The sequence below is a fragment of the Aeromonas sp. FDAARGOS 1404 genome (assembly GCF_019047085.1).
GTDB lineage: Bacteria > Pseudomonadota > Gammaproteobacteria > Enterobacterales > Aeromonadaceae > Aeromonas > Aeromonas veronii.
In genome coordinates, this window is sequence record NZ_CP077237.1 from 2,272,977 (window position 1) to 2,292,710 (window position 19,734).

The following is a 19,734-nucleotide window of genomic DNA, read 5'->3' on the forward strand; positions in this document are numbered from 1 at the left end:
CAGTTATTACAACTACAAATACAAGACATTGAGAGAGAGAAACACCATGAAAACATCCATCAAACTGATTTCCGGCGCAGCCATCCTGCTCGCCACCCTGTCCGGTCAGGCCATCGCCCAGGAGACCATCAAGGTCGGCATGTCTGGCAAATATTTCCCGTTCACTTTCGTCAAGCAGGACAAGCTGCAGGGCTTTGAAGTGGATATGTGGAACCAGATCGGCGAGCGCACCGGCTACAAGGTCGAATTCGTGACCGCCAGCTTCTCCGGCCTGTTTGGCATGCTGGAAACCGGCCGCATCGACACCATCTCCAACCAGATCACCATCACCGACGAGCGCAAGGCGAAGTACGACTTCTCCCAGCCTTACGTCTATGACGGCGCCCAGATCGTGGTACGCAAGGGCAACAGCACCATCCACGGTATCAAGGATCTGGAAGGCAAGAGCGTTGCCGTGAACCTGGGTTCCAACTTCGAAGAGCTGCTGCGCAAGAACGACCCGAACAAGAAGATCGATATCCGCACCTATGACTCCGCCTTCGAGCAGGATGTCGCGCTGGGTCGCATCGATGCCTTCGTGATGGACCGCGTCTCCACCGCCCAGCTGATCAAAGAGTCCAAGCTGCCGCTGCAACAGGCTGGCGCACCGTTCGAGACTATCGAGAACGCCCTGCCCTTCCTGAAGACCCCGGAGAAACAGGCACTGCTGAAGAAGGTCGACGAGGCCCTGACCGCCATGCGCAAGGATGGCTCCCTGCGTCAGATCTCCGAGAAATGGTTCGCTTCCGACATCACCGACAAATAAATGATGGAATTTGACCTCGAATACACGCTGGGGCTGTTTCCCATCCTGCTCAAATACCTGGGCACCACGATGGAAATGGCCCTGTGGGGATTCGTGCTGGCACTCGTACTCTCGCTGGCCCTGGCGATAGTACGGGTGTTTCGCGTCCCCGCGATTCACTGGCTGGCGATGCTCTATATCTCGTTCTTTCGGGGTACACCGCTACTCGTTCAGCTGTTCCTGCTCTACTACGGATTGCCGCAACTGTTCCCGATCTTCGTGGGGATGGATGCCTTTACCGCCGCCATCGTCGGTCTGACCCTGCACTTCGCCGCCTATATGGCTGAGTCGATCCGCGCAGCCATCCTCGGCATTCACAAAAGCCAGATGGAAGCGGCGCTCAGTATCGGCATGAGCCGTTATCAGGCGATGCAGCGGATCATCCTGCCGCAGGCGGCCCGCATCGCCACCCCGTCGCTGATGAACTACTTCATCGACATGATCAAAAGCACCTCGCTGGCCTTCACCCTGGGAGTGGCCGAGATCATGGGCAAAGCGCAGATGGAAGCCTCCTCTTCCTTCAAGTTCTTCGAGAGCTTTATGGCGGTGGCGCTGATCTACTGGGTGGTGGTGATCTTCTTTACCCGCTTGCAGCATCTGCTGGAAGTCCGTCTCAACCGTGCCTATTAAAGGAGGGCGTTCATGATCAAGCTAACCGGCCTCTCCAAGGCATATCACGGCAATCAGGTGCTCAACGGCATCGATCTGGAGGTCAAAAAGGGGGAAATTGTCGTCATCATCGGCCCCTCCGGCACCGGCAAGTCGACCCTGTTGCGCTGCCTGAACCTGCTGGAGACCCCGGATGCGGGCACCCTTGCCATCGACGATCTCGAGCTGAATCTGGCCAAGGCCAGCGAACAGCAGGCGATCGAGCTGCGCAAGCGGGCCTCCTTCGTGTTCCAGAACTACGCCCTTTTTGCCAACAAAACAGCGCTCGACAACATCGCCGAAGGGCTGATCACCGTCTGGAAGCAGCCAAAAGCGGAGGCCCGCGCCACAGCGCTCGGCATCCTCAAGGACATTGGCCTTGCCGACAAGCAGGATGCCTATCCGGCCTCCCTCTCCGGCGGCCAGCAGCAGCGGGTCGGCATTGGCCGCGCCATGGCGGCCCACTCCAAGGTGATCCTGTTTGACGAGCCCACCTCGGCCCTCGATCCCGAGTGGGTCGACGAGGTTTTGGGACTGATGAAAGAGTTGGCCCGCCAGCACCAGACCATGGTGGTGGTGACCCATGAGATTGAATTTGCTCGTGATGTTGCCGATCGGGTGATCTTCATGGAAGGGGGGCGGATCGTCGAGCAGGGCCCGCCGGATCAGATATTGGTCGATCCCAAGGATCCCCGTACCCGGGAGTTCTTGCGGAAAGTCCTTAAATAGCTCTCTCTTTGGCGGCCTGGCCGCCTTTTTTATTGAGGGATCCCTTGTTTAACCCCGGGTTGCCAGTATAATCCGGAGCCCTTGATCCTCTGGATCCTCACGCTCGGCAGCGGCCTTTTCAAGACCACGGCAGGATGAGAGGGAACGGCGGATTGACTAAAAGCCGAACTCTGTTTAGAATTCGGCCTCTTTTGCTAGTCGTCACACGCTATAGCTGGCGCGTCGGCTAAGTGTGACAATCAAAACTGTACAGAAATACGGAATCGAATCATGAAACGTACTTTTCAACCGTCCAACCTGAAGCGCAAGCGCTCTCACGGTTTCCGCGCCCGCATGGCAACTGCCAACGGTCGTAAAGTTCTGGCCGCTCGTCGTGCCAAGGGTCGTGCCCGTCTGGTAGTTTAATGCCTACCCAGCACACCTTCTCTCGGGAGTTACGTCTGTTAACTCCCGAACACTTCAAACGCGTTTTCGCCGAGCCTGTCCGGGCTGCTTCCCCGCAGATTACCCTTCTCGCTTCTCCCAATTCGCTCGAACACCCTCGTCTTGGTCTCGCTGTGCCCAAAAAAGCACTCAAGCGTGCCGTCTGGCGTAACCGTGTCAAACGGGTGGTCCGGGAAAGTTTCCGCCTCAAACAACATCAGCTGCCCGCTATCGACATCGTGGTGATCGCCAAGGCCGGTGTGAAAGAGATGGATAACGAGGAACTGTTCAAGTTACTGGAAAAGCTATGGCGCACTCTGTCACGCCGTTGCAATGGGTAGCTATCAAACTGATACGCCTGTATCAGCTAATCATTAGCCCTCTGCTCGGGCCGCGCTGCCGTTTTACTCCAACTTGTTCCCAATTTGCGATAGAAGCCATCCGACTTCACGGTTTCATAAAAGGCGTTTGGTTAGCCAGCAAACGTCTATTAAAATGCCATCCCTTATCCGAGGGTGGTTATGACCCGGTTCCGCAACCAAAGCGAAGAAACTGAAGACTATGGAATCACAACGCAATCTACTCCTGATCGGTTTGCTGTTCGTGAGCTTTCTGCTCTGGCAACAGTGGGAGTCCGACAAGGCTCCGAAGCCGGCCCCGACTACCGTGGCCCAAACCGAACATTTCGTACCTGAAGCCGGTCAGACCGGTGATATTCCTCAGGTTTCCGAGCAAGCCAACGCGACTGCCGCACGCAAGCTGATCACCGTCTCCTCTGACGTGCTCAAGCTGACCCTGGATACCCAGGGTGGTGACGTCGTGTCTGCCGAACTGCTGTCTCACAAACTGGAAGAGGGCAAGGACCAACCGTTCGTGCTGCTGACCAGCAAGCCTGAGCACCTCTATATCGCCCAGAGCGGTCTGGTGGGTCGCAACGGTCCGGACAGTCAGGCCGAAGGTCGTCCTACCTATGAAGCCGCCCAGACCAGCTATCAGCTGGCCGATGGTCAGGATCAAGTCGTCGTTCCGATGACCTGGACCGACAGCAAGGGCGTGGTCTTCACTAAGGAGTTCATCCTCAAGCGTGGCGACTATGCCGTTGGCGTTGATTACAAGATCGACAACAAATCTGCCGAGCCGGTTCAGGTGCAGTTCTATGGTCAGCTGAAGCAGACCGTAGCAACGCCGAAGGATCAGGAAGGTCATGCCATGGTAGCCAGCGCTTACCGTGGTGGTGCCTTCTCCACTGAAGATACCCGCTACAAGAAGTACACCTTCGACGAGATGAAGGATGCCGACCTGAACAAGACCACCAAGGGTGGTTGGGTCGCCATGCTGCAACACTACTTCGTCTCTGCCTGGGCACCGAATGCCGACGATGCCAACAGCTTCTACAGCCGTGTGATCCCGGGCAAAGGCCAGGCCATCATCGGTTACAAGGCGCCGCTGGTTGACGTGGCTGCCGGCCAACAGGCCGAAGTGACCAGCAAGCTGTGGGTTGGTCCCAAGCTGCAAGACCAGATGGCCAAGGTGGCTAACCACCTCGACCTGACCGTCGACTACGGCTGGCTGTGGTTCATCGCCCAACCGCTGCACTGGCTGCTGACCGTGTTCCACGGTTTCGTCCAGAACTGGGGTCTGGCCATCATCATGCTGACCCTGCTGGTGCGCGGCATCATGTTCCCGCTGACCAAGGCCCAGTACACCTCCATGGCCAAGATGCGCATGCTGCAACCCAAGATTGCGGCCCTGCGCGAGCGCTTCGGCGATGACCGCCAGAAGATGTCTCAGGGCATGATGGAGCTGTACAAGAAGGAGAAGGTCAACCCGCTGGGTGGCTGCCTGCCGATCCTGGTTCAGATGCCGATCTTCATCGCCCTTTACTGGGCACTGATGGAATCCGTTGAACTGCGTCACGCGCCGTTTGCCTTGTGGATCACTGACCTGTCAGTGAAGGACCCCTTCTTCGTGCTGCCAATCCTCATGGGTGCCTCCATGTGGTATCTGCAGAAGATGAGCCCGACCACCGTAACCGACCCGATGCAGCAGAAAGTGATGCAGTTCATGCCGATCATCTTCACTTTCATGTTCCTCTGGTTCCCGGCTGGCCTGACTCTCTACTGGCTGGTGAGCAACGTCATCTCCATCATCCAGCAGACCATCATCTATCGTCAGCTGGAGAAGAAAGGACTGCATTCACGCAGCTAATCTTCCCGTGATGACAAAAGAGGCGGCCTTCGGGCCGCCTTTTTTATTACAATGTCCCCACTACGTTTTCCTATCAGCGAACAAACGAGCCAAGCAAGATGACAACAGATACGATCGTGGCCCAGGCCACCGCGCCAGGCCGTGGTGGCGTCGGCATAGTCCGGGTCTCCGGCCCCGCCGCCGAACAGGTCGCCGGGATAGTGCTCGGCAAGCTCCCTCGGGTGCGCTACGCCGAATATCTGCCGTTCAAGGATGAGCAAGGCCAGGTACTGGATCAGGGCATCGCCCTGCTGTTCAAAGCCCCCAACAGCTTCACCGGCGAGGATGTGCTGGAGCTGCAGGGCCACGGCGGCCCCGTCATCATGGACATGCTGATCCGCCGCATTCTGAAAATCGATGGCATCCGCCCTGCCCGCCCCGGCGAGTTCAGCGAGCGAGCCTTCATCAACGACAAGCTGGATCTGGCTCAGGCCGAGGCGATTGCCGATCTTATCGAAGCCTCCAGCGAACAGGCTGCCCGCAGCGCCATGCACTCCCTGCAGGGGCAGTTCTCCAGCAAAATCCAGCAACTGGTGGAGAGCCTGATCCGGCTGCGCATCTACGTGGAAGCGGCCATCGACTTCCCGGACGAGGAGATCGACTTCCTCTCCGACGGCAAGGTGGCGGGCGACCTCTACGCCATCATGTCCGAGCTGGACGACGTGCGCGGGGAAGCCAAACAGGGCGCTCTGCTGCGGGAAGGGATGAAGGTGGTGATCGCCGGTCGTCCCAACGCCGGCAAATCGAGCCTGCTCAACGCTCTGGCGGGCCGTGAGTCGGCCATCGTCACCGAGATCGCAGGCACCACCCGCGATGTGCTGCGCGAACACATCCATCTCGATGGCATGCCGCTGCACATCATCGACACCGCCGGTCTGCGCGACACTCAGGACAAGGTGGAGCAGATCGGTATCGAACGCGCCTGGGCCGAGATCGAACAGGCCGACCGGGTGCTGTTTATGGTGGATGGCACCACCACAGACGCGGTCGACCCGCGCGAGATCTGGCCGGAATTTGTTGATCGGTTGCCAAAAAACATCGGCCTCACCGTCATTCGCAACAAGGCCGACCTGACCGGCGAGGATCTGGCACCGAGTCAGGAGCAGGGCCACGCCGTCTACCGCATCTCCGCCAAGACCGAGTTGGGGCTGCCCGCCCTGCGTGAGCACCTGAAAGCCTGCATGGGTTTCCAGGGCAACACCGAAGGGGGCTTTATGGCTCGCCGCCGCCATCTGGATGCGCTGGAGCGCGCCGCCGAGCGGCTGCTGGTGGCCAAGGAGCAGCTGGAAGTGTTCGTGGCCGGCGAGCTGGTAGCCGAAGAGTTGCGCCTCGCGCAGGAGTCCCTCTCCGAGATCACCGGCGAATTCAGCTCCGACGATCTGCTGGGCCGCATCTTCTCCAGCTTCTGCATCGGCAAGTAATGTGGTGAAAAATCAGCAATAAAAAGCAGCCAGTGAGAACATAAGATATTGTAAATATTGGACTTTGTTTTTTACTGGCTGTTCTTGCCTGATCTTGTTTCGTGAGAATTTACCCCGAGAGTACCCCGAAGTAACCTCTCGGGGTACTTTCGGGGGACAATTATGAAGATCAGCATCGAATTCCGCGAACCGGACGCCGAAGGCAAGCGCGCTCTGCGCTTAACCTATTACGCCGGCTCCTACCTTGACCCAACCACGGGCATCCGCAAGCACAAACGCAGCAGAGAGCCCCTGGATCTCTTCCTGTACGACAAGCCGCGAACCCCAGCACAGCGGCTCCACAACAAAGAAACCCAGCGAGCGGCCGAAGCCATCCGCGCCAAGCGGCTCTTCGAGTACGAGACAGGTAAACACCATCTGGATTTCTCGAACGCCTACAAGGCCAGCTTCTTCGAGTACTTCCAAGAGGTTACAGACCAAAAAGCGGCAGGCAGCAAGAGCAACCACTCTATCTGGATATCAGCCCTCAAGCATTTGCGCCAGTACCATAAACTGCCAGAGCTGACTTTCGAGGAAGTAGATCAGCTGTTCCTAGAGGGGTTTCGGCACTATCTGATGCACAAGGCCCGCACCAAAAGCGGCACACCACTGAGCCGCAACACCCAGAGTGCCTATTTCAACAAGTTGAGAGCAGCCTTGAACCAGGCAGAGCAGGATCGGCTGCTGCCGGATAATCCGGTACGACGTGTCAAAGCTATCCAGGGGGAGAAGAACAAGCGGGTTTATCTGACCGAAGATGAGGTTCGGGCCATGGCCCAGGCTGAGTGCCGCTATGACGTTCTTAAGCGCGCCTTTCTGTTCTCTTGTTGCACTGGCTTGCGCTGGTCCGACATTCACAAGCTGACCTGGGCCGAGCTGGAGCCCTTCTATGGCCATTACCGTATCGTCTTCACCCAGAAAAAGACCAGCGGCCTGCAATACCTGGATTTGAATGACATGGCGATGCAGCTGATCGGGCGCTCAGGCAAGGCAACAGAGCGGATCTTCAAGGGCCTCAAGTACTCGGCTTGGCACAACATGGAGCTCACCCGGTGGGCGTTGCAGGCGGGTATAACCAAGAAGGTCACCTTCCACAGCGCGCGTCATACCTTCGCCGTCATCCAGCTTAACCGCGGCGTCGATATCTATGCCCTCTCCCGCTTGCTGGGGCACAGTGAGCTGAGAACCACCGAAATCTACGCCGACATTCTTGAATCGCGGCGCCGAGATGCCATGCTCGATTTCCCCAATGTCTTGGGGTGATAGAAGCACCCTCGACGAGATCATAGCCAGGAAGAGCCAACAAATAGGCCAGCGCAACCATGCGCTGGCCTAGATTATCTTAGATAATATAGATCGGATTTCAGGATCGTCCTGCAGCCCAAGCGGTAACTGGGTTTCACTGAATTGGCTTGTGACCGTTATCGTGAACTTTGTGACCACTTTCGTGATAGTTTGTGACCGTTATCGTGATAGTGCAGGCCGGCCGATGGTAAACCGCCCCTTGGCATGTTCGCAGATAGACCAGCCCAAAGCAGTCAGCTCATCCAATGCCTTACGAACTCGTGATTGCCGCTTGCGATGGGTGGCCGTGCTGACCTCATCGGGAAAGGCATAAGCGACCAAGGTGTCTAACTGCACTGCCCTTTTCTGACCACAATCCACCCAGGCACATAGCCGCTGATGCAACAACCGAGCGATGCTGCCATTCAAGTGCCGAACTTCTGTCATGTCGATACGAACATGGCGACCATTACCCATAATGGCGTAGGTCAGCAAGGGATTAAGCGCCAAAAAAAGTCCATCAGTCTGAGTGTCACTGACATAGTTCGCCAATAAGCGAAAGCCGCTACGCTGGCCAGCCACCTTTGCGATCACCGACACCTTCCACAATCGCTCGATACAGCAACGTACAGTATTGGTATCCCGAGGATTGGCGTATCCAACCTCCTTGGCCAGTTTGCGCAGGCTGCTTCTGACCACCAATACCCTTTGCTGGTTGGCAGCCCAACGAAGATCCAGAAGATCTCGCAATATCGCCCCAGTTTCGCTCACCGCAACTGGCTCAATCTCGTTACTTTGTGACTCAAGTCCAGCCAGGGCAACCAACCCCTGAAGCACACGGAGGTCATCTGCACCCAGCGGCTCAGGCCCGGAGAACTCGATCTGATTGCCACCACCGAAACGGTAAATCACCTCCAGCTTGTCACGGCGGCGTTGGCCATGCGAGATCGCCCTAAACAACCCGGGTGCAAGACAGTGCATATGGTCATGCCTAGCATGGGTCAATTCAAAGCAAGACACGTTTGCCTCCCGCTCGGCGTGTTACGCCCAACCTAGCGGGAGCGGGATACAGCACGCCACCTTCCCCCCGCACCAACCAGCGCTCCGGTAGTGGCGGCCCATAATTACTTTTGCTTACCCCAAACCGCACGTGAAGCTTGCTCTTCTCTGCCGATACACCCAGCTGCTGCGCCTCTTTCTTGGTCATAGTGGCGAGGTAGCCCTGCCAGCGCACATTGTCTACCAGCACCGACGAACCACGGCTTGCCTGCTGCAGATCGCCAACTTCTTGGAATACTGCGGATTTGCTGGTGTGGTGTACAAACAACACAGCGCATCCCAGCCTCATGGCCAGCCGCTCCAACTGACCCAGTACCTGCGTCATGGCACAGGCCGCGTTCTCGTCGGCATCGTGGAAGCGCCTCAAAGTATCGATGACAATCAACCTCACCCCTTCAGCCCATATAGCAATCGCTTCCCACCAATGGCTATCCAGCACATTCGGACTGGAGCCCTGCAGCGGTATAAGACGAAGGTTTCGTTCGACGTTGGCACGAAGTTCAGCATCAAGACCTCCGCCCAAGGCAAACAAGCGCTGGTGCAGTACAGGCCAAGGGTCCTCAGCAGGCAGGTAGAGCACGGTTCCCCTGCCCAGCTTGCCAAGTCCAATCCAATCCGGCCCACCGGCGATCTGCATTGCCAGTTGCAATGCCAACATCGATTTGCCCACCCCTCCCGGTGACACCAACGCACCAACGCAGCCAACAGGCAGCCCCGGGAGGACAAAATCGAGGGGTTTCGGAGGTTCAATAAAAGCCGTCCGGAGATCCTGGGGGCAGAGAGATGTAATCAGATCCTGTGTCATACCCACCTCACAACCGCCCATGGCTAGCTTGCCGCACACGCTTGGTTACATGCTCAGTGAGTTCGGCGTCTGGTGAAATGCGGTGGGAGAGCAGCCAGTCCAGCAGCTCAACGCGCTTGAAGTAGATCTTTTTGCCTTGTGGCTTGTAATGCGGCAGACGCTTTTCACTAGTCAGCCGGTACACATAGCAGACAGAAACCCCCAGCAACTCAGCGCACTCCTCGGCAGAAAGCACCTCTTTTTGCGCCTGTCCTTGCTGGATTACCAACTGCTTAAGCTCATAAAGCTCTTTCAGGATTGCCCCATTCGGATCACTGAAAACTGACGAATTTTGTTCGCGCATGCAGATTGCCTCCTAGTTACAAACATCAGCATGCAAGAGCGTACCGGGGGCTTGGCGAAATCCTCGTCGCAGTAGTTGTCCAATTTGGGCACCAAGAGCGTTTTTTACGGAAAAACACTTTCACATGCGAAAGCTCGCAAGAAAAAATTACCAAAGGCGCCCTTAGGTTGAGCAATAAGCATAACAAATTAGCGAAAATGGATTACAGCTCCCAAAATCAAGACATCCAACAAAGAAAGCTGTACATTCATACAGCACTAAAATTATCCTGTCCTAACTGGAGGACTTCACCAGTTCCGTGTAAGCTGTCGAACATGAAAAACACAACCTCAAAACTCAACCGTGAGAAGTTAGTCCACTTCTCTGGACACGAAACGTTCCCACTACGTCAAATGTGGCTTAAGAAAGCTTTCGACCAAGCAGCCAACGGGCAGATCACCAAAACTGTCTTCACCGATGATTCCGCTATCGCCACCTTCGGTGTTGGCAAGAACATGGTTGCATCAATTCGGCATTGGGCCTTGGCATGCGGAATTATGACCGATGAAGGGGATGCATTCCGCGTAACAGAATTTGCCATGGACTGCCTGTCAAAGGACGGACTAGATCCGTATGCAGAAAACCCCTCTACTGCATGGTTCGTGCATTGGCAACTAGCAGGCAAGTGTATTCGCTCCACCACGTGGTATTGGCTATTCAACCATGTAACCACTCCTACGTTCACACGCCAAGAGCTCGAAGAGCCTTTGGCAAGCTATGCCCGCAGTCTTGACCCTAAACATCGACTATCTACTGCCACCGTTTCTCGTGACTTGGAGACCTGCATACGCAGCTACGCTCCACGAGCAGCAAGTGGTTCTCCTGAAGATTTTGCCGAGCCTCTACTTGGTGAATTGGGGCTGCTCCATGAGGTCCACAAAGGGCAATACGCGTTCCGGAGAGGCCCCAAAGCCTCGCTCCATGACGGTATCTTTACCTATGCCCTTATCGATTTTTGGAATAAGACAGCAGCCAACCAAAGCTCGCTAGCCTTCGAAGCGATCGCCTATGCCGAAGGGTCGCCAGGACGTGTCTTCAAACTCGACGAGGAGTCGATTGCCCAAAGGCTAATTTCTTTGGCCGACTTCACCGATGGCAAGCTTGCGTGGACCGATTCAGCGGGACTTCGTCAAGTCCATAGAAAACACCTTGCTGATAGCTACAAAAATGAAATGGTGAGACGAGCCTATGATTGAGACAAAAGAGCCGGTGCTATCTGACATCGTTCACATATCACATCAATACCAACGCTCAATCCGAATCGATGCAGACATTGGCCGTTCCGATGCATTGGACGGCTATATCTTCCATGCCACCGCATCTACAGTGGTGGATGGAATGTGTCGACAGCTTGCGGCAACCAACCAACGTAGTTTTACATGGACAGGCCCATTCGGCGGTGGCAAGTCTTCTTTGGCTGTTGCCTTAGCTAGCGCCCTACACCCCAAAAATGATCTTCGAAATAAAGCTCGCGCAGTCCTTAACCTAAACTCGAAGCCTGATTTCGACAAAGCTTTTCCTGTGCAAAACGGCTGGCTTGTTGTTCCTGTGGTAGGTCGCCGGGGTAGCATCATCAAAGAGCTGGAGCATTCTTTTCGCACAGCTCAAGGCAAGAGTTTTGATGGTCGAAACAAGCCGAATGCACAGCGCATCATTAACGATCTTCTTGCTGAAGCCAAAGCCCGCCTGAATGATGGTGTACTGGTTTTTATCGATGAAATGGGCAAATTCCTTGAGGCATCAGCCTTGGATACAGGTGATGATGTCTATTTCTTTCAAGAGCTAGCAGAGGCAGCGGCACGTTCCGAAGGTCGACTGGTTGTGATTGGAGTGCTGCATCAATCATTCGCACAGTATGCTAACCGCCTCGGGATAGAAACTCGTGATGACTGGACTAAGGTCCAAGGCCGTTACTTGGATCTTCCCTTCGTCGCTGCAAGCGATGAGGTTGTTGAGCTCATCGGTAATGCCATTGAAACCAAACAGAGTCCGGAATGGATGCGGGATGCGTCAAAAAAGGTTGCTGAGGCAATCAGTGCTTTACGCCCCACTGTCGGCAGTAATTTTGCCGCCGCCCTGGAGCGTTGCTGGCCGCTCCATCCCACCATGGCTGCGTTGTTAGGCCCAATCTCTAGGCGGCAATTTGGCCAAAATGAGCGTAGCACCTTCGGTTTTCTCTCCTCGGTAGAGCCTTATGGATTCCGTGCCTACCTGCAATCCACATCCGCATGCCAATCGACTTGCTATCGACCTAGCGATTATTGGGACTATCTGCGCGCGAATCTAGAACCTGCCATATTAGCCTCTTCCGACGGACATCGCTGGTCCCAGGCTGTCGAGGCTGTCGAGCGCGCCGAGGCCAAGTCTGGTGATCCTCTGCTTGTTGCGATCATCAAAAACATAGCCATCATCGATCTGTTCCGTAATGGTTCTGGGTTGTCCGCAGACCTGCGAGTGGTGCTGAGTCTATTCCACGATGTGCCACAGGATCAGATCGAGGGGGCTCTTAATAAGCTCTCATCACTAAAAGTTGCGTTATATAAGAGCTACACCGGTGCCTGGTCTGTTTTTGAGGGAAGTGATTTCGACATCGATGCGGCCATTACCAAAACACTGGCCGCATCTCCAGGAATTGACTACGCCAAGTTATCCGAACTCATGAGCTTACATCCAGTAGTGGCCAAGCGGCATTACCATGAAACGGGTTCTATGCGCTGGATGGAACTCTCTTTATGTAGCATTGAGCGAGCGGAGAAAATCGCTAAAAACTATTCACCCCAACGGGGAGAATTCGGCCAGTTTATCCTTGCTCTTCCTGATCGCGATATGACTATTAGCGAGGCTCGAGAGCGAGCTCAAGCCTGTTCTTATGAACGACCTTGGCCTGTGTTGGTTGGCATCCCAGACAACCATGCTCGCATAGCTGAACTTTCGGCTGAATTAATCGCTTTGGAACAGGTAAGAAAACGCCATGAGCTTGGGGGTGACCCAGTTGCCCGTCGAGAGGTTTCTGCTCGCTTAACAGCTACGCGCTCCATACTCGAAAATCAGTTACAAGCCGCTGTTTCATTGTGTAGGTGGTACGATGGCAGTGACACAGTTATCGAACCTGGAGCAAAACTGTCGCCGCTAGCCTCAGATCTCGCGGACAATCGCTACTGGAATTGTCCTCGGGTGTGGAGCGAGCTAGTCAATCGCGACAACATATCAAGTAACAGCGTCAAAGCTCGGCGTGATTTACTACACGCAATGCTCAACGCCGAAGGCCAAGAGCTGTTGGGTATCGAAGGGTTTCCGGCCGAGAGAGGACTTTTTGAAACGCTGCTTGTCGCTCCTAAACTTTATAGAAAAGAAGGGGGGACTTGGCGTTTCTGTGAGCCATCCTCTACCTCCCCTAGCGGCTTCAGCAGATTGTGGGCAATTACCCGACAGCTTTTTTCTGATGCCAATATCTGCGTTGGTGTGAAAACAGTCTATGACTGTTGGAGTGCAATGGGGATGAAGCAGGGTATCCTCCCTGTCTACCTCACAGTGTTCCTATTGGCACACAAGGCTAATCTCGCTGTATACAAAGAGGGAATGTTCATTCCCAAACTCAGCGATGCCGATATAGATGAGTGTTTGCAAGACCCGACCCGCTTTACGCTCCGCTGGATCGCAATTGATAAGGATAAGAGCCAGATTCTTGAAGGAATCGCAAGTCTACTCGAAGAAATCGGTGAAAAGGGCGGCGCAGCAGATCCTTTAGAGGCAGCACGTGGTCTCGTCGCCATGATGTTCAACATGCCTGAATGGGCTCGTCGAACCCAACACTTAGGTGAGACGGCTAAAGCAATTCGGGATATGTTGTTAAAGGCCAATGATCCACACAAAGTCCTATTTGTCGATCTGCCTTCACTACTGGGTGCAACCGACGCGACAACCTATTTGGCTGCTTTGCGAAATCCACTGCAAGAAATCGCAACTGTTTATCCAAAGATGCTCTCCGATATTGAAATCAAAATGCTCGAAGCTCTCGATGCGACTTCAGACGATTTAGCTTCTCTGCGTGAAAGGGCAAAGTTGGTGGCTGGTATCTCTGGTCATTTTCGGCTCGATGCATTCTCTACACGACTAGCTTCATACGATGGTAGTCGTCAGTCTCTTGAAGGGATTTTGAGTCTGGCTGCAGAAAAGCCACCACGCGATTGGGTTGATCGTCACATAGATACGGCCGTGCTCGAGCTTGTCCAGTTTGCTCGCCGATTCCGCGAAGCAGAGGCTTTTGTCGCAGTCAAAGGACGCGAAGCTCGCAGCGAAGCCATGGCTTTAGTTATTGGCACCGGTGCGAATACTACAACTATCTCTCGATCATTCGCGATTTCGGATCGTCATCGCCAGACAGTTGATAGTAAGGCCATGGAGTTAGTCAAAATGTTCCAAGATCAAGGGTTGGATACTGATGTATCGTTAGCAATCCTTGCCAAAATCAGTTTGCAGCTGGTAAAGGAAAAGGAGCACGTGGATGTCTGAGAGACATGTATTAGGCCTCTCTGGAGGCAAAGACAGTGCCGCCCTTGCCGTGTGGATGCGCGATCATCATCCAGAGCTAGAGATAGACTACTTCTTTACAGATACGGGTGAAGAGCTTCCCGAGGTCTATGAGTTCTTGGGGCGGCTCGAAGGTTATTTGGGAAAGCCCATTGAGAGGCTTAATCCCCGTCGAGATTTCCGTTTTTGGCTTCGCGAGTACAATCACTTTCTGCCTAGCCCACAGACGCGCTGGTGCACTCGCCAACTCAAGTTGGCGCCATTCGAACAATGGGTCAAACCATGGCTGGCAGCCGGAGATACCGTATTTTCCTACGTGGCTATTCGTGCGGATGAGGATTATCGCGAAGGTTATTCTGCGAAAGCTCAAAATCTGATAGTGAAATTTCCGTTTCGTGAAGCTGGCGTCGACAAAGCTGGCGTGATTGACATTCTGGAGTCCTCGGGTGTGGGCTATCCCAAATACTACGAATGGCGCTCGCGAAGTGGCTGCACATTTTGCTTTTTCCAGCAAAAAATCGAATGGGTGCGCCTAAAAGAGCAGCACCCAGAGGATTTCGAGAAGGCCAAGGAGCTAGAGAAGGATGCCTTAGAGCATGGGTCACCTTTCACTTGGTCTAAGGGCGAATCCTTATGGGATTTGGAGAAACCTGAACGCATCGCAGAGATCAAGGCTGAATACGAAACCCGTCGCGCGCGTCTTCGCTTAAGTATTCCCATCAATCCTCTTCGAACTGTGAAAGACTGCCCCGAAGACATCGATGATGTTTACGGAGCTGACGAAGGGAATGGTTCCTGCAACATCTGCCACAAATAAGATCAAACAGGCGCTATCAGTGTTGGAGGGATAACAGAAAGTGTTTAGGATTACCGCACGCACAGTCTTGGAACTAGGCTCCGAACTCATTAGTTCGGACATCATCGCCTTCTATGAGTTGATCAAGAACGGATTCGATGCTGGCACAAAATCGGGTGTTGATATTCACTTCAACATTGTTCTTCGACGGAACTACTATCTTTCTGCCCGCGAGCGGGCATTAAAGTCACAAAGTTTCCGCCGCTCTTTCGTTGAGGAGACGATAGAGAAACTTAACCCGGAGGCTGCTTTAGACCTCCTGGAGTCGGCTCGCAGCAGGCTTATATCAGCAAAGACCGCCGACCAGTACCTATCCGCGCTAGACTACGTGTATGGCCTTAGCGATATCACGATCTCGGACACCGGTAGCGGAATGTCACTGACCGATCTGGTAAACAACTTCCTAGTGATTGGGACGGCATCACGCAAACGGGATGTCGAGAGTGCGCTCAAGCGTGGCGACACCAAGTCCCCCTACCTGGGTGAGAAAGGTATCGGTCGGCTTTCAGCGATGCGCCTAGGCGACAGGCTACGAGTTGAAACAGCGACAGCTTCCGATGCAACACTCAATGAACTCGTCATCAATTGGGCCGATTTTTCTTCTATCGACGCGATGCTGAGCGATATTGAGATTCGACCGCGGAAATGCGGCCCCAAGCCGGATCCCACGTGGTCGGGTACTCGTATTCAGGTCGGTGCACTTGCCGAGGACTGGACAAAGGCTCGTGTCAGGAAAATGGCAGAATATGACTTCGCGCGCCTAACCGATCCATTCAACGATCCAAAGCGGCGCCCACGCATCGCGCTTTTTTGGAACGGCGAACGATTGAGCGTTCCGTGGATGGAAAAGGCCCTCCTTAAAGCATCTCATGCTTCCATCAAAGGTGAATATGCCATCGAGGAGGGTTTTCCTGTGTTACGGTGCGACCTTGTTGCAAGTAACCTCGGCTTTGAACACCCCAAGGAATCCGAAAGCTCGGTCATTCGAGCTCTTGATTTGCAAGCGCTTCTAGTTGGCAACGAACGTGAGCTGCCGGCCAGCGCGTTGACTTCGATTGGACCTTTCAAATTCGAGATGTATTGGTTCAACCGGCGTTTGCTAAGCCGAATCGATGGCATCGGCGATTTAAAAGCTGTTCGGCACCTACAGGAGCGTTGGTCAGGAATATTACTTTTTCGAGACGGCTTTCGTGTATTTCCCTATGGCGACGATAATGATGATTGGCTTGGGCTCGACAGAAAGGCACTCCGCCGTTCCGGTTACACCCTGAATAAAACTCAATTCATCGGCAGAGTTGAAATTTCCCGCAGAAATAATCCACAATTGGTCGACCAAACTAACCGAGAAGGCCTTCGAGAAACATCGGAACAACAGGTCTTAATTGAAATCCTTCAATACGCAATACAAGATCAACTATTCCGCTTCATGAAATATGTAGAAAGCCAATACAAAGGGCAAAAACTCGATTTGACGGAAGCAAAACTGGAAGTCGAAGATCTGAATAAGCGTGCACAAAGCGCCATTAGGAAATTACGCAAGTTGGCCCCGCAGGCCACCGCAGAAGTTGAGACCCTCCAACAAGCATTGCTTGAGTTCTCGGAATTTGCCGACAAAGCCAGACTGCGTATTGAAGAGGTAGAGAAACAAAGCAAACAAATGGTTGAAATGGCAGGAGTGGGATTGATGGTTGAAATCGTTGCGCATGAATTGGCGCGTGCATCAGAAAACGCCCTGCAAAACATCGAAAACCTGAGGTCTAAGACCACCCCGCCAGATATCCAAACGAAGCTAGCATCACTTAGGGATCAAATGCTCAGCTTAAGTAAACGCATTCGAGTTCTTGATCCTCTTAGCGTGTCCGGCAGACAAACTAGCGAAACCTTCGACCTGAACCAATTAATTCGTGAAACAGTCGCGGCACACGAAGCGCAGTTTGCCAGACACCGCATCTCTGTTTTACTCACTGATGATATCAAGCCGATAATAATTCGGGCTGTGAAGGGTATGATTATTCAAATCCTAGAGAACCTGATCTCCAACTCGAAATATTGGATGGACATGAGGGCATCGCGGGAGCCTGGTTACAAACCAAAGATCACCATCGATGTGCTAGAGAACCCACCCACAATAGTGTATTCAGACAACGGGCCAGGAATTGCCGCTGAAAACAGGGAGCGGATTTTCAGGTCCTTTTTTTCCCTTAAGGAAAAGCAGAAACGCAGAGGCCTCGGGCTCTTCATCGGTCGTGAATGCGCCGAGTATCTTGGCGGAACATTGACCCTCGACGAAACCCCCTCAAAAGAAACGGGACGACTTAATCGATTTATTCTTGAATTGCCAGGAAGCGCAGCGACGAAATGAATGAACTGAAACAACTTCTCAAGAATGCCGGCATAAAGCGGGCACTTGTGGTAGACGATGCATTTGACACCATTCCTACAGCATACGACATGGCTGTTGATGTTGAGGCTTGGACCAGATTTTTTGAGGACATTACTGAAATCGACCATGAAGTGCTCGAAGAAGTCTATCCGGGATATACCGACACAGATGCGGATGAACTGAAGGACTGCGATAACTTTGTCGAGGCAGTCTGGAAGGCGCGAGCACGCCTTAGTGAAGACCCAGTTAATGCCCTTTTTTTGACTTTCGAGAGCAGTCGAAAGATGGATCTCTTGTTTGCGTCCAACCTTTTGCAAACACTCAGCAATTTCGGAATCGAGTGCGAAGGCTGCGGACGACAGTTCAAAGATAAGGCAACTGCGGCTCAACTAATCTTCGTTGATCTGTTCTTGAATGCAGCCCAGCGCGAAGAAGACATGAATTTATCGATCGAAGGTGTACGTCAAGTGATCGAGGGGAGGCCGAACGATCATCCTCTTGTGGTGTTGATGTCTCGCAGTAGCAGGCTTCCCGAGCTCAGAGCTCACTTTCAGGAGAGAACTAAGCTATTCGAAACGAATTTCCGAATCGTCACAAAGTTAGAGTTAAATAACCCTGACACCGTTGCGCGTCTCTTAATTCGGCTTGGGACTCATTACGAGGATTCCAAAAAGCTTCTAGCATTTGTTAACGCCTGGGAAGATGGCTTACTCAAGGCGAAAGACAACATGATGCTCCTGATAAGAAAGATCGGATTGTCAGATATTGCACGAATACACCAGCTGTTACTGTCTACGGAGGGCGAACCACCCGGCAGCTATCTTGTGGACATTTTCGATAAGGTTCTGCAGCACGAAATCGAGGGACTCGAGTCGATTATCGATGCTGCAAAAGTCATGAATACACTGGGAATGGAGAGCTATCCCCCTCCATTCGTACCTGGTGAAAAGGATCTGCAGGACTTCGTCCAACGGTGCTTATTTCAAAATCGCGCCCGTCTGTCATTGTCGGCGTCAGTCGACTCAAAGATCGCATTTGGTGACTTACTTCAGCGCAAAAAGCCCGATGATGCTGAGATAAACGGTGAAATAGCGCCAGCCCCTCACGACCCTCTTAGCGAAGTCGATTATAACATGGTCGCGGCAGTCTTGACGCCGGCCTGTGATCTGCAAAGAAAAGGATCCAAGCGTGTCCTTCTTTTGGTGGGGGCATTGAAGCCACTCACCGCAGCAGATTGGTCTTACAAAGACGAGGGAGCGAGAACACCTGTAATAGAGTTGGGTGTAGGGTCTCGCTTTTGGATTAAGTGGGATCTGAAGCATATCGAAACACTTACCCACCACCAACTCGAATCTCTGCTGTCGCCCGCCGGGGCCTTCGACGTCGTCGCAAGACTAAGAGAGTCCCATGCGTTGGAACTCCAGCAGAAATTGCTCTCGACCCTCGGCCGAATCGGGCTCGTCGCCCCCCTACCTGCAACCTTCAACATGCGGATCGAAGCTTTTCTCCCTAACATCGATGGTGTTTTAACAAAAGCTAATATTTCCACATTAGATGACGGCGGCGTATGTTTTATCGGTCGTGATCCCGATGGGAAGAAGTCAGAGGAGCGCCTCATCTTGACAGAGAACGCATGTGAGGCTGTCTGGACGTATGTGAGCAGCGTCGACCCAGAGACTATTCATCCAAGGACTCGTGCCCTTGTGAAAAATGTGAAGTTCACGCCAGACATTCTCCAGACACTAGAACAGGGCTTGACTCTACCAACAAGTGCAAGCTCCTTTAAGGAAATAATGGCACCATCGGGGAAGACTGTAGGCATCGTCAAGCGTTCAAAGATCGAAACTGGGGAAAAGCTAGAATCAAAATATCTACCAAAAGCAGCAATAGTATTGTCGATCTATACACCGAAGGACCCAGAACAACAGGATACCGAAGAAACTGCTATTGGGAATACCGATACAGGTATCGTCACCCCAGAGAGTGGATTAGAGAATGCGAGTCCCGATTTGGTTATTCCAGCACATGACGCAGAGATCAAGCCTGTGGAGCCTGCAGCAGATAACGCCCAGTAGTGTACTGTC

Annotated in this window: 17 protein-coding genes; 14 read left to right on the forward strand and 3 right to left on the reverse strand. The window is 53.4% G+C overall.

Features of this window, described 5'->3' with window-relative positions; translation table 11 throughout:
• Nucleotides 1–46: 46 nt before the first annotated feature.
• From I6L34_RS10605 to I6L34_RS10645, 9 genes are all read left to right on the forward strand, one after another.
• On the forward strand, nucleotides 47–805 hold the full coding sequence (locus I6L34_RS10605; protein ID WP_019445519.1) for an amino acid ABC transporter substrate-binding protein: 759 nt from the start codon (nucleotides 47–49) through the stop codon (nucleotides 803–805).
• Nucleotides 806–1,474 (forward strand): amino acid ABC transporter permease, encoded by a 669-nt coding sequence (locus tag I6L34_RS10610; RefSeq protein WP_019445518.1) that lies wholly within the window; start codon nucleotides 806–808, stop codon nucleotides 1,472–1,474.
• A gap of 12 nt (nucleotides 1,475–1,486) precedes the next feature.
• Nucleotides 1,487–2,221 (forward strand): amino acid ABC transporter ATP-binding protein, encoded by a 735-nt coding sequence (locus I6L34_RS10615; protein WP_005339311.1) that lies wholly within the window; start codon nucleotides 1,487–1,489, stop codon nucleotides 2,219–2,221.
• A gap of 270 nt (nucleotides 2,222–2,491) precedes the next feature.
• On the forward strand, nucleotides 2,492–2,626 hold the full coding sequence (rpmH, locus tag I6L34_RS10620; protein WP_005307156.1) for a 50S ribosomal protein L34: 135 nt from the start codon (nucleotides 2,492–2,494) through the stop codon (nucleotides 2,624–2,626).
• Nucleotides 2,626–2,985, forward strand: coding sequence for a ribonuclease P protein component (gene rnpA, locus I6L34_RS10625; protein ID WP_005342318.1), 360 nt, complete (start codon nucleotides 2,626–2,628; stop codon nucleotides 2,983–2,985). The genes rpmH and rnpA overlap by 1 nt, the downstream gene beginning before the upstream one ends.
• Nucleotides 2,952–3,200, forward strand: a complete 249-nt coding sequence (gene yidD / locus I6L34_RS10630) for a membrane protein insertion efficiency factor YidD (RefSeq protein WP_010672280.1) — start codon at nucleotides 2,952–2,954, stop codon at nucleotides 3,198–3,200. Before rnpA ends, yidD begins: the two co-directional genes overlap by 34 nt.
• A 5-nt stretch (nucleotides 3,201–3,205) precedes the next feature.
• Nucleotides 3,206–4,852, forward strand: a complete 1,647-nt coding sequence (gene yidC, locus I6L34_RS10635; protein WP_019445517.1) for a membrane protein insertase YidC — start codon at nucleotides 3,206–3,208, stop codon at nucleotides 4,850–4,852.
• A gap of 98 nt (nucleotides 4,853–4,950) precedes the next feature.
• Nucleotides 4,951–6,312: a tRNA uridine-5-carboxymethylaminomethyl(34) synthesis GTPase MnmE gene (gene mnmE, locus I6L34_RS10640; protein ID WP_019445516.1), complete on the forward strand. Its 1,362-nt coding sequence runs from the start codon at nucleotides 4,951–4,953 to the stop codon at nucleotides 6,310–6,312.
• Nucleotides 6,313–6,474: 162 nt separating this feature from the next.
• Nucleotides 6,475–7,614, forward strand: coding sequence for a site-specific integrase (locus I6L34_RS10645; RefSeq protein WP_216956785.1), 1,140 nt, complete (start codon nucleotides 6,475–6,477; stop codon nucleotides 7,612–7,614).
• A 201-nt stretch (nucleotides 7,615–7,815) separates the two neighbouring features.
• On the opposite strand, the gene repC is transcribed toward I6L34_RS10645, so the two are convergent.
• From repC to I6L34_RS10660, 3 genes are read right to left on the reverse strand one after another with little or no spacing between them, the layout of a single operon-like run.
• The gene (gene repC, locus I6L34_RS10650; RefSeq protein ID WP_052200084.1) at nucleotides 7,816–8,616 is read right to left on the reverse strand and encodes a replication protein C, IncQ-type; all 801 of its coding nucleotides are present in this window, start codon (nucleotides 8,614–8,616) and stop codon (nucleotides 7,816–7,818) included.
• Nucleotides 8,617–8,641: 25 nt separating this feature from the next.
• Nucleotides 8,642–9,520 carry a helicase RepA family protein gene (locus I6L34_RS10655; RefSeq protein ID WP_367281601.1) on the reverse strand — a complete coding sequence of 293 codons (879 nt, stop codon included), beginning with the start codon at nucleotides 9,518–9,520 and terminating at the stop codon, nucleotides 8,642–8,644.
• Nucleotides 9,507–9,842, reverse strand: coding sequence for a helix-turn-helix domain-containing protein (locus I6L34_RS10660; RefSeq protein WP_015848536.1), 336 nt, complete (start codon nucleotides 9,840–9,842; stop codon nucleotides 9,507–9,509). Before I6L34_RS10660 ends, I6L34_RS10655 begins: the two co-directional genes overlap by 14 nt.
• A gap of 314 nt (nucleotides 9,843–10,156) precedes the next feature.
• Between I6L34_RS10660 and I6L34_RS10665 the strand changes: the two genes are divergently transcribed.
• Genes I6L34_RS10665 through I6L34_RS10685 form a run of 5 tightly spaced genes read left to right on the forward strand, consistent with a single transcriptional unit; the run spans nucleotide 10,157 to nucleotide 19,725 of the window.
• Nucleotides 10,157–11,077: a DUF4007 family protein gene (locus tag I6L34_RS10665; RefSeq protein WP_106844449.1), complete on the forward strand. Its 921-nt coding sequence runs from the start codon at nucleotides 10,157–10,159 to the stop codon at nucleotides 11,075–11,077.
• Nucleotides 11,070–14,393, forward strand: a complete 3,324-nt coding sequence (locus I6L34_RS10670) for a hypothetical protein (RefSeq protein ID WP_216956789.1) — start codon at nucleotides 11,070–11,072, stop codon at nucleotides 14,391–14,393. The genes I6L34_RS10665 and I6L34_RS10670 overlap by 8 nt, the downstream gene beginning before the upstream one ends.
• Nucleotides 14,386–15,228: a phosphoadenosine phosphosulfate reductase family protein gene (locus I6L34_RS10675; protein WP_216956791.1), complete on the forward strand. Its 843-nt coding sequence runs from the start codon at nucleotides 14,386–14,388 to the stop codon at nucleotides 15,226–15,228. The genes I6L34_RS10670 and I6L34_RS10675 overlap by 8 nt, the downstream gene beginning before the upstream one ends.
• Nucleotides 15,229–15,268: 40 nt before the next feature.
• Nucleotides 15,269–17,629 carry a sensor histidine kinase gene (locus I6L34_RS10680; protein WP_216956793.1) on the forward strand — a complete coding sequence of 787 codons (2,361 nt, stop codon included), beginning with the start codon at nucleotides 15,269–15,271 and terminating at the stop codon, nucleotides 17,627–17,629.
• The gene (locus I6L34_RS10685; RefSeq protein WP_216956794.1) at nucleotides 17,626–19,725 is read left to right on the forward strand and encodes a hypothetical protein; all 2,100 of its coding nucleotides are present in this window, start codon (nucleotides 17,626–17,628) and stop codon (nucleotides 19,723–19,725) included. Before I6L34_RS10680 ends, I6L34_RS10685 begins: the two co-directional genes overlap by 4 nt.
• The last annotated feature ends 9 nt before the right edge of the window (nucleotides 19,726–19,734 follow it).

Bases quoted from the DNA above. Each gene is read 5' to 3' on its own strand.
- I6L34_RS10605 (WP_019445519.1), top strand. From the start codon at position 47: ATGAAAACATCCATCAAACTGATTTCCGGCGCAGCCATCCTGCTCGCC.
- I6L34_RS10610 (WP_019445518.1), top strand. From the start codon at position 806: ATGATGGAATTTGACCTCGAATACACGCTGGGGCTGTTTCCCATCCTG.
- I6L34_RS10615 (WP_005339311.1), top strand. From the start codon at position 1,487: ATGATCAAGCTAACCGGCCTCTCCAAGGCATATCACGGCAATCAGGTG.
- rpmH (WP_005307156.1), top strand. From the start codon at position 2,492: ATGAAACGTACTTTTCAACCGTCCAACCTGAAGCGCAAGCGCTCTCAC.
- rnpA (WP_005342318.1), top strand. From the start codon at position 2,626: ATGCCTACCCAGCACACCTTCTCTCGGGAGTTACGTCTGTTAACTCCC.
- yidD (WP_010672280.1), top strand. From the start codon at position 2,952: ATGGCGCACTCTGTCACGCCGTTGCAATGGGTAGCTATCAAACTGATA.
- yidC (WP_019445517.1), top strand. From the start codon at position 3,206: ATGGAATCACAACGCAATCTACTCCTGATCGGTTTGCTGTTCGTGAGC.
- mnmE (WP_019445516.1), top strand. From the start codon at position 4,951: ATGACAACAGATACGATCGTGGCCCAGGCCACCGCGCCAGGCCGTGGT.
- I6L34_RS10645 (WP_216956785.1), top strand. From the start codon at position 6,475: ATGAAGATCAGCATCGAATTCCGCGAACCGGACGCCGAAGGCAAGCGC.
- repC (WP_052200084.1), bottom strand. From the start codon at position 8,616: ATGCACTGTCTTGCACCCGGGTTGTTTAGGGCGATCTCGCATGGCCAA.
- I6L34_RS10655 (WP_367281601.1), bottom strand. From the start codon at position 9,520: ATGGGCGGTTGTGAGGTGGGTATGACACAGGATCTGATTACATCTCTC.
- I6L34_RS10660 (WP_015848536.1), bottom strand. From the start codon at position 9,842: ATGCGCGAACAAAATTCGTCAGTTTTCAGTGATCCGAATGGGGCAATC.
- I6L34_RS10665 (WP_106844449.1), top strand. From the start codon at position 10,157: ATGAAAAACACAACCTCAAAACTCAACCGTGAGAAGTTAGTCCACTTC.
- I6L34_RS10670 (WP_216956789.1), top strand. From the start codon at position 11,070: ATGATTGAGACAAAAGAGCCGGTGCTATCTGACATCGTTCACATATCA.
- I6L34_RS10675 (WP_216956791.1), top strand. From the start codon at position 14,386: ATGTCTGAGAGACATGTATTAGGCCTCTCTGGAGGCAAAGACAGTGCC.
- I6L34_RS10685 (WP_216956794.1), top strand. From the start codon at position 17,626: ATGAATGAACTGAAACAACTTCTCAAGAATGCCGGCATAAAGCGGGCA.